The sequence below is a fragment of the Burkholderia sp. Ac-20384 genome (genome assembly GCF_017104605.1).
Taxonomy (GTDB): Bacteria; Pseudomonadota; Gammaproteobacteria; order Burkholderiales; family Burkholderiaceae; genus Burkholderia; species Burkholderia lata.
This window is the reverse complement of the sequence record NZ_JAAGPE010000282.1, coordinates 1-12020: the sequence shown is the minus strand read 5'-3', so window position 1 is coordinate 12020 and position 12020 is coordinate 1. Positions and strand designations below refer to the sequence as shown.

8 protein-coding genes are annotated in these 12020 nt (G+C 67.1%); 6 read left to right on the top strand and 2 right to left on the bottom strand.

Annotation, left to right across the window (positions count from 1 at the left end; translation table 11 throughout):
- On the top strand, positions 1-3184 hold a 3184-nt coding region (locus tag G3O00_RS33800; RefSeq protein ID WP_206145589.1), incomplete at its 5' end, for a translocation/assembly module TamB domain-containing protein.
- A gap of 57 nt (positions 3185-3241) precedes the next feature.
- Here the strand turns inward: G3O00_RS33800 and metG are convergent.
- Entirely contained in the window at positions 3242-5398 is a 2157-nt protein-coding gene (metG, locus tag G3O00_RS33795) for a methionine--tRNA ligase (RefSeq protein WP_206145588.1), read from the bottom strand.
- 376 nt (positions 5399-5774) lie between these two features.
- Positions 5775-6419, bottom strand: a complete 645-nt coding sequence (locus tag G3O00_RS33790; protein ID WP_011352885.1) for an OmpA family protein — start codon at positions 6417-6419, stop codon at positions 5775-5777.
- A gap of 351 nt (positions 6420-6770) precedes the next feature.
- On the opposite strand from G3O00_RS33790, the gene apbC reads away from it, so the two are divergent.
- The 5 genes from apbC to G3O00_RS33765 form a co-directional block, all read left to right on the top strand.
- Positions 6771-7862: an iron-sulfur cluster carrier protein ApbC gene (apbC, locus tag G3O00_RS33785; RefSeq protein WP_174931685.1), complete on the top strand. Its 1092-nt coding sequence runs from the start codon at positions 6771-6773 to the stop codon at positions 7860-7862.
- A 133-nt stretch (positions 7863-7995) separates the two neighbouring features.
- The gene (gene sodC / locus G3O00_RS33780; protein ID WP_011352883.1) at positions 7996-8532 is read left to right on the top strand and encodes a superoxide dismutase [Cu-Zn]; all 537 of its coding nucleotides are present in this window, start codon (positions 7996-7998) and stop codon (positions 8530-8532) included.
- Between the two features lie 112 nt (positions 8533-8644).
- Entirely contained in the window at positions 8645-9214 is a 570-nt protein-coding gene (gene dcd, locus G3O00_RS33775; protein ID WP_006398615.1) for a dCTP deaminase, read from the top strand.
- An 81-nt stretch (positions 9215-9295) separates the two neighbouring features.
- The gene (locus G3O00_RS33770) at positions 9296-11575 is read left to right on the top strand and encodes an arginine/lysine/ornithine decarboxylase (RefSeq protein WP_206145587.1); all 2280 of its coding nucleotides are present in this window, start codon (positions 9296-9298) and stop codon (positions 11573-11575) included.
- Positions 11575-12020, top strand: a 446-nt coding sequence (locus G3O00_RS33765; protein ID WP_206145586.1) for a lysozyme inhibitor LprI family protein, incomplete at its 3' end; no start/stop codon positions are given. The genes G3O00_RS33770 and G3O00_RS33765, both read left to right, overlap by 1 nt.

Below are 12020 nucleotides of genomic sequence, written 5' to 3'. Positions count from 1 at the left end.
CGGCGCGCCGGCGGCCGATCTCGCGGTGCGCGCGGAACTCGCGCCCGTGACCGCGCCGGCCGGGGCCGAGCCCGCGAAGGGTTTCGCGGTGACGGGCCCGGTGTCGATCGTCAACGCGAAGCCCGGTACGCTCGGCGACCACCTGCTGCCGGTGATCGACGCGCACGCGAACGTGCATCTCGATGCGCACGCGCAACGGATCGACGCGCTCGCGCTGAAGCTGATCCGCGACGGCAGCGTGACGGGCAACGGCACGCTGGCGGGCGGCAAGGGCCGCTTCGACCTGAAGGTCGCGAACCTCGACCTGAACGCGTTCGTCGCCGAGCTGCGGCCGATGCGCCTCGCCGGCCCGCTCGGCGTGACGCTCGCGGGCGACGTGACGACCGTCGACTTCAACCTGAACGATCCGAAGCTCGCGCTCGGCGCGCGCGCGAAGGTTGCGCTGACATCGCAGCAGACGGTGCTGACCGACGCACGCGTGACGGCGGGCAAGGGCCGGGTCGACCTGACGGGTGTGTTCCGCCACGACGCGCATTCGAGTTACGACGCGAAGGCGACGCTGACCGCATTCGATCCGCTGCTGCTCGCCGCGGCGAGCGCGCCGAAGGCGGCCGTCGGCAAGGCGCCCGCCAAGGCAACGAAGGCACCGGCCCCGCGCGGCGAGACGCGCGTGTCGGGCACGCTGACCGCGTCGGGCGCATTCGCGCCGCAGGTGTCGACGAAGGCGACCTTCAAGCTCGGCGACAGCCTGTACGACGGCGTGCCGCTGACCGGCGCCGGCGTCGTGCAGCTCGCCGGCTCGCGCATTTTGCCGAGCAACGCGAACCTGTCGATCGCGGGCAATCATGTCGACCTGCGCGGCAGCTTCGGTGCGCCCGGCGACCGGCTGCGCTTCGTCGTCGACGCACCGCAGCTCGACCGGCTCGGTTTCGGTGTGGAAGGGCTCGTGCAGGCGCAAGGCGATCTGACCGGCAGCTTCGCGCACCCGAACGTGACGGCCACCTACAAGGCCGAGCACGTCGTCGTCGGCTCGAACCGGATCGGTGCCGCGCAGGGCCGCGCGGACATCCGCGACGGCGCGCACGGCGCACTCGTGTTCACGGCCGACGCGTCCGACATCGCGCTCGGCTCGCTTAAGCTGAAATCGCTGCGCGCGAACCTCGACGGCACGCGCGCGAAGCACACGCTCGACGCGTCGGCGCTCGGGATGGCCGGCGGCCGCGTGATCGACGTGACGCTCGCGGCGAACGGCGGCGTGGTCGAGAACCGCGACGGGATGCGCTGGGACGGCACCGTCACGCGTCTTGCGAACCGCGGCACGCCGGCCATCGCGCTGCAGTCGCCGTTGACCGTGTCGGCAGGCGCCGGCCGCGTGACGCTCGGCGCGACCCGGCTCACGCTCGAAGGCGCGGCGATCGACCTGAAATCGTTCGTGTTCGATCATGGCCAGATGCGCTCGGCGGGCTCCGTCAGCGGGGCATCGGTCGCGCGTTTCCTCGAGGTTCGCCAGGAGCTGACGGGCCAGCGGCCGCCGGTGCGGACCGACGTCGTGCTCGATGCCGACTGGGATTTCTCGCTCGGCGCGAACGCGACGGGCTACGTGCAGGTGAAGCGCCGCGGTGGCGACGTGACGATCGAGAGCGGGCGCGGCATCGCATCGCTCGGGCTGACCGACCTGTCCGCGCGCGCGAGTTTCACGCCCGGCAACCGGCTCAACGTGACGGCACTCGCAAAGGCGAACCGGATCGGCACGCTCGACGCGAACGTCGTCGTGCCGTTCGCGCTGCGCGACGGCATGTTCGGCGTGGTCAACGATGGCCCGCTGTCGGGCCGCATCGATGCCGACATCCCGGCGCTGAAGACGACCGGCAACCTGTTCGGGCCGAGCTACCTGCTCGGCGGGCGCGCGGCACTGAAGCTGACGGTCGCAGGCACGCCGGTGAAGCCGAACCTGTCGGGGATGCTGACGGGCGACGACCTGTCGGCGACGCTCGTCGACCAGGGCGCACAGCTGAAGGACGGCATCGTGCGCATCAAGCTGTCGGAGAACCTGGTCGAATTCCAGCAGGTCGAGTTCCACGGCGGCGACGGTACGTTGCGCGCACTCGGCCGCGTGCGCCTCGACGGCGAGGCGCCCGACCTGACCGCAAGCATCGTCGCGGACAAGCTCGAGCTGTTCGCGGCGCCGGACCGCAAGCTGTCGCTGTCGGGCAAGGCGACGGTCGCGAACGACGGGCCGCGCGGCGCGTTGTCGATCGACGGCAAGTTCGTCGTCGATCGCGCGCTGTTCGACCTGCCCGAGGAATCGGCGCCGCACCTGTCGGACGATGTGGTGATCATGCAGCCGGACGGCACGGTGCGCGGCGAGACGCCGACCGGCACCGCCGTCGCGAAACCGAAGCCGGCGGAGGACAAGCCGGCCCCGTCGCTCGCGCCGCGCGCGAACATCGACATCGGTCTCGGCAACAACTTCCGCTTCAAGGGCCACGGCGCCGATCTCGGGCTGCGCGGGACGATCACCGTGATGAGCGCGCCGGGCGTGCCGCTGCGCGCGGTCGGCAACGTGCGCGTGACCGAAGGATCGACGTACACGTCGTTCGGCCGCAAGCTCGCGATCGAGAACGGCTTCTTCACGTTCAACGGCCCCGTGTCGAACCCGGGCGTCAACATCCTCGCGATGCGGCGCAACCAGGAAGTCGAGGCCGGCGTGCAGGTCACGGGCACGATCCAGTCGCTGACGGTCAAGCTCGTGTCGGAACCGAACGTCACGGACAACGAAAAGCTGTCGTGGCTGCTGTTCGGACACGGCACCGACCAGGGCAACAACGTCGGCCAGCAGGGCACGATGACGGCGGCGCTCGGGCTGCTCGGCAGCGTGACCGGCAAGCGCGTCGCGCAGACCTTCGGTCTCGACGAGGTCTCGGTCGGCCGCAGCGAAGTCGGCCTGACCGACCCGCAGGTCGTGCTGGTGTCGAAGGCGATCAACGAGCGGTTCGTGCTCGGCTTCGAGCAGGGCCTGCAGTCGGCGAGCAACGCGTTCAAGGCGACGATCAACCTGACGCGCTTCTGGTCGGTGTCCGCATACGGCGGCACGTTCCAGGGCGTCGACCTGAACTACACGCGGCGCTTCGACCGGTGGTTCGGCAGCGACGCCGCCCGCGAGCGGCGCGCCGAGCAGCCATGAAAAAAGCCCCGCACGATGTGCGGGGCTTTTTTTCGCGCAAGCTGCAGCGCGTTCGGCTTACTTCACGCGCATGCCGGGCTTCGCGCCGCTGTGCGGCTCGAGGATGTAGAGGCCCGGCTCGGCCTTCTCGTCGGTGGCCGACGCGGCGAGCACCATCCCTTCGGACAGGCCGAACTTCATCTTGCGCGGCGCGAGGTTCGCGACCATGACGGTCAGCTTGCCGACGAGCTGCTCGGGCTGGTACGCGGACTTGATGCCCGAGAACACGTTGCGGGTCTTTTCCTCGCCGACGTCGAGCGTGAGCTGCAGCAGCTTGTCCGAGCCTTCGACGGCCTGGCACGCGACGATCTTCGCGATGCGCAGGTCGATCTTCGCGAAATCGTCGATCGAGATCGGTGCCTCGTCCGCACCGTTCACGACAGCCTGCTTCGCGTTCGCCTTCGCGTTGTTCTTCGCATCCTTCGCGGCGTTCGCGGTCGCGACAGCTGCGCCGGTGGCTTCTGCTTGCAGCGAATCGCGGTTCGCGGCGAGCAGCGCTTCGATCTGCTTCGGGTCGACGCGCGTCATCAGGTGCTGGTACGCCTTGATCGGCTGTTCCGACGACAGCGGCTTCGCGGCATCGGCCCAGGCGAGCGGCGCGATCCCGAAGAACGATTCGACGGCTTCGGCCACGCGCGGCATCACCGGCTTCAGCGCGAGCGACAGCAGGCGGAACGACTCGAGGCTCACGCTGCAGGTTTCGTGCAGCGCGACCGCGTTGGCCGGATCCTTGGCGAGATCCCACGGCTTCGCGCCATCGACGTACGCGTTCACTTCGTCCGCGAGCTCCATCGTGTGACGCAGTGCGCGACCGTACTCGCGTGCTTCGTAGTGCGCGGCGATCTGCGGGATCGCCTCGCGCAGCTTCGCGACGAGCGGATGGTTCATCGCGCTGTCCTGCACGCGGCCGTCGAAGCGCTTGATCAGGAAGCCTGCCGCGCGGCTCGCGATGTTCACGTACTTGCCGACGAGGTCGCTGTTCACGCGCGCCTGGAAGTCGTCGAGGTTCAGGTCGATGTCTTCCATCGTCGCGTTCAGCTTCGCGGCGAAGTAGTAGCGCAGCCACTCGGGGTTCAGGCCCGTGTCGATGTAGCTCTGCGCGGTGATGAACGTGCCGCGCGACTTCGACATCTTCGCGCCGTCGACCGTCAGGAACCCGTGCGCGAACACGTTGGTCGGCGTGCGGTGGCCCGAGAACTCGAGCATCGCGGGCCAGAACAGCGTGTGGAAGTACAGGATGTCCTTGCCGATGAAGTGATACTGCTCGGTGGTCGAGCCCGGGCGGACCCACGCATCGAAGTCGACGCCGTTGCGGTCGCACAGGTTCTTGAAGCTCGCGTAGTAGCCGACCGGCGCGTCGAGCCACACGTAGAAATACTTGCCGGGCGCGCCCGGGATCTCGAAGCCGAAGTACGGCGCGTCACGCGAGATGTCCCAGTCGGCGAGCTTGGCCTCGCCGGCGTCGCCGAGCCATTCGCGCATCTTGTTGGTGGCTTCGGGCTGCGCGAGGCCGCTCACCCATTCGCGCAGGAACGTTTCGCAGCGCGGATCGGACAGGCGGAAGAAGTAGTGCTTCGACGTCTTGCGCACCGGCGTCGCGCCCGACACGACCGAATACGGGTTCAGCAGTTCGGTCGGCAGGTAGGTCGAGCCGCACACTTCGCAGTTGTCGCCGTACTGGTCCTTCGCGTGGCACTTCGGGCACTCGCCCTTGATGAAGCGATCCGGCAGGAACATTTCCTTGACGGGATCGTAGGCCTGCTCGATCTCGCGCTCGGCGATGAAGCCGGCGTCCTGCAGCGCGACGTAGATCTTCTCGCTCAGCACGCGGTTCTCGTCCGAATCGGTCGAGTAGAAGTTGTCGAACGACACGCCGAAGCTGTCGAAATCGCGCTTGTGTTCGGTCCACACGCGATCGATCAGCTGCTTCGGGGTCAGGCCTTCCTTCTCCGCGCGCAGCATGATCGGCGTGCCGTGCGTATCGTCGGCGCCGATGTAGTAGACCTCATGGCCATGCATTCGCAGCGTCCGCACCCAGATGTCGGTCTGGATGTACTCGACCAGGTGGCCGATGTGGATCTGCCCGTTGGCATAGGGCAGTGCGGACGTAACGAGGATCTGGCGGCCACCTTGCGGCGCCGCAGCCTGCACGGAAGTGAGGTCGGATGCGGACATAGGGTCTGTAGAGGAACGGCGGAAAAACGACGGGAAACTGCGATTCTAGCAGGGGCGCGCGCCGGCGACGCGGGCAGGCGCCCTTGACCGGGCGCCGAAACGGGCAGGGCCGCGCATGCGGCGTGCCCGACGGTGATGTGCTGCGGTGCAGCACGATTTCTGCGGGCAAAAAAAACCGGGGCGGATACGGCCCCGGAGCAACAACGACAAGAGGAGAATGGTGACGCGCCGGCAACACCAGCCGCGTACCGTAAATACTGACCGCGGCCTGCGACAGAAGTTCGAAAATATTTTCGATTTGTTACCGGCTCCGCCGGACGCCTTGTCCGGCGGGGCTGCGCGGGCGGTGGGCCCGCGCCTTCCCCTCTTCGTGTGCTTACTGCGCCTGCGCTGCGCGCAGGTAGATTTCGACGCGGCGGTTCTGTGCGCGGCCGGCTTCGGTCGCGTTGTCCGCGATCGGGTTCGATGCGCCCATGCCTTGCGCCGACAGGCGGCCGCCGTTCACGCCGCGCTGTGCCAGTGCGTTCACGACGCTTTGCGCGCGGTTCTGCGACAGCGTCTGGTTCAGCTGGGCCGAGCCCGTGCTGTCCGTGTAGCCGACGATCGATGCCGTCACTTGCGGGTTCTGGTTCAGCGTCGTCGCCAGGTCGTTCAGCAGCGGCTGGAAGGCCGGCGTGATCGCGTACTGGTTCGTCGCGAACGTCACCGAGCTCGGCACGTTCAGCTTCAGCGAGCCGTCCGGCTGCTCGGTCACTTGCGTACCCGTTTGCGCTGCCGACGGTGCCAGCTTGTTCTTGATCGCCTGCCAGTTGTAACCCGTCACGCCGCCGACCAGTGCGCCGACGCCTGCGCCGATCGCCGCGCCCTTGCCGCCGCCTGCCAGCGCGCCGATGCCTGCGCCCAGCGCCGCACCCGTGCCGGTACCGACGGCCGTGTTGTTGCCTTGCTGCGTGGCGCAGCCTGCCAGCAGTGCGCCGGCCAATGCGAAGACGGACAAGCGGGTCGCGATTTTCATGTTCATCTTGGATTCCTCTCTTGGTTGAACGAGTCGACAACGACGACAACAACAGTTACGGCTCCCTGCGCGGGCCGCCCGAAAAAGGAGGGCAGGCCTGCGCTCGCGGCAGCCGGCGAGGTGGCCGCATGCCCTGTCCGTCAGCGTGGCTGTTGGGACAGTGCGACGCGTCAGCCTCTACAATATAGGCGGTTAGTGGCCGATTTGGCCCCATAGCATGCCGCACGCGAAGAGTGCGCCGGGTCGCGCGTTCGCGCAATGGCGTGCAACAGATTCTTTCACTTTTCCCGATTTTCGCAGCGTAATTTGATATTTTTTGACGTTTGCGCGCGAGAAAAACGTTTTCATGGAGTTTCGATGAGCATTGACCGGGCACAAGTCGACGCCGCTTTGGCGGCTGTCGTCGACCCCAATACCGACCGTCCGTATGCGGCGAACAAGGGCGTGCGCAACGTCGCGATCGACGGCGACGTCGTGACGCTCGACGTGGTGCTCGGTTATCCCGCGCGCAGCCAGCACGACGACGTGCGCGCACGCATCACCGCAGCGCTCCAGGCCGTGGCCGGCGTGCGCGACGCGCGCGTGGCCGTGTCGCAGGAGATCGTCGCGCACACGGTGCAGCGTGGCGTGAAACTGCTGCCGAACGTGAAGAACATCGTGGCGGTTGCGTCGGGCAAGGGCGGCGTCGGCAAGAGCACGACGGCCGTCAACCTCGCGCTCGCGCTCGCCGCGGAAGGCGCGTCGGTCGGCATCCTCGACGCCGACATCTACGGCCCGTCGCTGCCGACGATGCTCGGCATCCACGGCCAGCGCCCCGAGTCGCCCGACAACCAGTCGATGAACCCGCTCGTCGGCCACGGGCTGCAGGCGAACTCGATCGGCTTCCTGATCGAGGAAGACAACCCGATGGTGTGGCGCGGCCCGATGGCGACCTCCGCGCTCGAGCAGTTGCTGCGCCAGACCAACTGGCGCGAACTCGACTACCTGATCGTCGACATGCCGCCGGGCACGGGCGACATCCAGCTCACGCTCGCCCAGCGCGTGCCCGTCACGGGCGCGGTGATCGTCACGACGCCGCAGGACATCGCGCTGCTCGACGCGAAGAAGGGCCTGAAGATGTTCGAGAAGGTCGGGATTCCGATCCTCGGCATCGTCGAGAACATGAGCATCCACACCTGCTCGAACTGCGGCCACGAGGAGCACATCTTCGGCGCCGGCGGGGCCGAGCGGATGGCGAAGGACTACGGCGTGACCGTGCTCGGCAGCCTGCCGCTCGACATCGCGATCCGTGAGCGCGCCGACAGCGGCACGCCGACGGTCGTGGCCGATTCCGACGGCGCGCTGGCGCGTCGCTACCGCGACATCGCGCGCGGGGTTGCGCTGGCGATTGCCGAGCGATCGCGCGACATGACGTCGAAGTTCCCGTCGATCGTTGTTCAAAATACGTAAAACCCTTGCGGGGCGGGCCCTCACGCTGTTTACGGCGCCGCGAGGCGCGGTATCATGGCGACTTTTCCCGGGTCCCTTTACCCGCCCGGCGCGGCCGTCGTGTCAAACGGCCGCCAGCCGGCATGAGGATCGAATGAAACAACGACATCACGGCGTGTATGCCGGCCGCGTGCGGTGCGCGCTGCTGGCCGCCGCCGCGCTGGGCCTGCTGGCCGGCTGCACCTCCTTTTCCTCGTCGCACGAAAAACGGGCCGACGCACAACTGCAGCCGACGGTCGGCTCGCAGACGCGCGGCGCGGTGACGTTCGTCGAGCGTCCCGACGGCGTGCAGGTTACCTACAACTTGGCCGGGCTGCCGCCGAACAGCGATCACGCGTTGCAGGTACACGAACGCGGCGATTGCAACGCGGGCGACGGCTCGAGCGCCGGCCAGGTGTTCGCGCCGGCGGCCGACCGGTTGCGCGCGGGTGCCCGCGTCGCCGGCGATCTCGGCAACATCCACGCGGATTCGAACGGCGTCGCGGCCGGCTTCATCGTCGCGCCCGATCTGGCCCTCGATGGCGTGCGTTCTGCGATGAACCGCGCGGCACTGGTGCACCGCGAAGCGAGCGACCCCGCGTTTCCGCAGCATGGCGCGGGGCCCGCGCTTGCCTGTGGCGTGATCCGTTGACGGCCGCCGCGTGCGCGGCCCGATGATCGCGTAAAATGTGCGCCTTTCCTGGCCGCTGCCTCGCGCGAGTGGCCCTCCCTGATTGTCACGCAGCGTTTCCAGGCGCCCTGATATGAGCATCAAGTCCGACAAATGGATTCGGCGCATGGCCGAAGAGCACAAGATGATCGAGCCGTTCGTGCCCGATCAGGTCCGCGCGTCCGAGGACGGCCGCCGGATCGTCAGCTACGGCACGTCGAGCTACGGCTACGACATCCGCTGCGCGGACGAATTCAAGATCTTCACGAACATCAACTCGACGATCGTCGATCCGAAGAACTTCGACGAGGGTTCGTTTGTCGATTTCAAGGGCGACGTGTGCATCATCCCGCCGAACTCGTTCGCGCTGGCCCGCACCGTCGAATATTTCCGCATCCCGCGCACCGTGCTGACCGTCTGCCTCGGCAAGTCGACCTATGCGCGCTGCGGGATCATCGTCAACGTGACGCCGTTCGAACCCGAGTGGGAAGGCTACGTCACGCTGGAATTCTCGAACACCACGCCGTTGCCCGCGAAGATCTACGCGAACGAAGGCGTCGCACAAGTGCTCTTCTTCGAGAGCGACGAAGTGTGCGACGTGTCGTACGCGGATCGCGGCGGCAAGTATCAGGGGCAGCGTGGTGTCACGCTGCCGAAAACCTGATCTGGTTGCATAACGTCTCACCAGTTTCCGGGTGACCGCTGCGCGTGACGCGCCGCGGTCGTTCTTTTTGGAGAATCGCCCATGAAGTTTCGTTTCCCCGTCGTCATCATCGACGAAGATTTCCGCTCCGAGAACATCTCGGGCTCCGGCATCCGGGCGTTGGCCGAAGCGATCGAGAAGGAGGGCGTCGAAGTCCTCGGTCTCACGAGCTACGGTGATCTGACGTCGTTCGCGCAGCAGTCGAGCCGCGCGTCGTGCTTCATCCTGTCGATCGACGACGACGAACTCATGCTCGGCGAGACCGGCTCGGACGGCGAACTGCCCGAGCTCGCGACCGCGATCATCGAGCTGCGCGCGTTCGTCACCGAAGTGCGCCGCCGCAACGCGGACATCCCGATCTTCCTGTACGGCGAGACGCGCACGTCGCGCCACCTGCCGAACGACATCCTGCGCGAGCTGCACGGCTTCATCCACATGTTCGAGGACACGCCGGAGTTCGTCGCGCGCCACATCATCCGCGAGGCGAAGGTCTATCTCGACTCGCTCGCGCCGCCGTTCTTCAAGGAACTCGTCAAGTACGCGGACGAAGGCTCGTACTCGTGGCACTGCCCGGGCCACTCGGGCGGCGTCGCGTTCCTGAAGAACCCGCTCGGCCAGATGTTCCACCAGTTCTTCGGCGAGAACATGCTGCGCGCGGACGTCTGCAATGCAGTGGACGAACTCGGCCAGCTGCTCGATCACACGGGCCCGGTCGCGGCGTCCGAGCGCAACGCGGCGCGCATCTTCAGCGCGGACCACCTGTTCTTCGTGACCAACGGCACGTCGACGTCGAACAAGATCGTCTGGCACGCGACGGTTGCTCCCGGCGACATCGTGCTGGTCGACCGCAACTGCCACAAGTCGATCCTGCACGCGATCACGATGACGGGCGCGATTCCCGTGTTCCTCACGCCGACGCGCAACCATTTCGGCATCATCGGCCCGATCCCGCGCGACGAATTCAAGCCGGAGAACATCCGCAAGAAGATCGAGGCGAACCCGTTCGCGCGCGAAGCGATGCGCGAGAACCCGGACCTGAAGCCGCGCATCCTGACGATCACGCAGAGCACGTACGACGGCGTCGTCTACAACGTCGAGATGATCAAGGACCTGCTCGGCGACCTGCTCGACACGCTGCACTTCGACGAAGCATGGTTGCCGCATGCGACGTTCCACGACTTCTACCGCGACATGCACGCGATCGGCGACGGCCGTCCGCGCACGGGCGCGCTCGTGTTCGCGACGCACTCGACGCACAAGCTGCTCGCGGGCATCTCGCAGGCGTCGCAGATCGTCGTGCAGGATTCGGAGAACCGCACGTTCGACAAGCACCGCTTCAACGAGGCGTACCTGATGCACACGTCGACGAGCCCGCAGTACGCGATCATCGCGTCGTGCGACGTCGCGGCCGCGATGATGGAGCCGCCGGGCGGCACCGCGCTGGTCGAGGAATCGATCGCCGAGGCGATCGACTTCCGCCGCGCGATGCGCAAGGTCGACGCCGAATACGGCGACGACTGGTTCTTCAGCGTGTGGGGCCCGGACAACCTGTCCGAAGAAGGCATCGGTTCGCGCGAAGACTGGATGCTGAAGCCGAACGACCACTGGCACGGCTTCGGCCCGCTGGCGGAAGGCTTCAACATGCTCGACCCGATCAAGGCGACGATCATCACGCCGGGGCTCGACGTCGACGGCGAGTTCGGCGAGACCGGCATTCCGGCCGCGATCGTCACGAAGTACCTGGCCGAGCACGGGATCATCGTCGAGAAGACCGGCCTGTACTCGTTCTTCATCATGTTCACGATCGGCATCACGAAGGGCCGCTGGAACTCGATGGTGACCGAGCTGCAGCAGTTCAAGGACGACTACGACAACAACCAGCCGCTGTGGCGCGTGCTGCCGGAATTCGTCGCGCAGCATCCGCGCTACGAGCGCGTCGGCCTGCGCGACCTGTGCACGCAGATCCACGACGTGTACCGCGCGAACGACATCGCCCGCCTGACGACGGAGATGTACCTGTCGGACATGGAACCGGCGATGAAGCCGTCGGACGCGTTCGCGAAGCTCGCGCACCGCAAGATCGACCGCGTGCCGCTCGACGAGCTCGAAGGCCGCGTGACGAGCATCCTGCTCACGCCGTACCCGCCGGGCATTCCGCTGCTGATTCCGGGCGAGCGCTTCAACAAGACGATCGTGAACTACCTGCGGTTCGCGCGCGACTTCAACGAACGCTTCCCGGGCTTCCACACCGACATCCACGGCCTCGTCGCGGAAGAGATGAACGGCCGCGTCGAGTACTTCGTCGACTGCGTGCGCGACTGATGGCGACGCACGGACGAATCCAGGCGATGCGTGCGGCGTTGGCCGCGCTTGTCGTCTGGGCGGCAGGGTCGGCAGGGCTGGCGGGAGTCGGGGTCGCGCACGCGGAAGTTGCGGCGGCCGACCCGATCGACGTCGCGATGCGGCAGTGCCTCGCGCGGCGCGACCGGTCCTCGCCGGCCGGCCAGATCCAGTGCATGGGCGAAGCGCAGCAGCAGTGGCAGGCCGTGATGGACGGCGCGTACCAGCGCCTGTTGAAGGATGCGCCTGCCGACGCGAAGCGCGGCTGGCAGGACAGCCAGCGCCATTGGCTCACGTGGCGCAAGGACGAAGTGCATCTGCTGAAGGCCGTGTACGACACGACGCGCGGCACGTCGTACGCGATGTCGAGTGCTGACCTGCAACTGCAGCCCGTCCGCGATCGCGCGCTGGCGCTGCGCAGCGCGGA

Coding starts and splice junctions, on each gene's coding strand:
- metG (WP_206145588.1), bottom strand. CDS start 5,398: ATGTCCGCATCCGACCTCACTTCCGTGCAGGCTGCGGCGCCGCAAGGT.
- G3O00_RS33790 (WP_011352885.1), bottom strand. CDS start 6,419: ATGAACATGAAAATCGCGACCCGCTTGTCCGTCTTCGCATTGGCCGGC.
- apbC (WP_174931685.1), top strand. CDS start 6,771: ATGAGCATTGACCGGGCACAAGTCGACGCCGCTTTGGCGGCTGTCGTC.
- sodC (WP_011352883.1), top strand. CDS start 7,996: ATGAAACAACGACATCACGGCGTGTATGCCGGCCGCGTGCGGTGCGCG.
- dcd (WP_006398615.1), top strand. CDS start 8,645: ATGAGCATCAAGTCCGACAAATGGATTCGGCGCATGGCCGAAGAGCAC.
- G3O00_RS33770 (WP_206145587.1), top strand. CDS start 9,296: ATGAAGTTTCGTTTCCCCGTCGTCATCATCGACGAAGATTTCCGCTCC.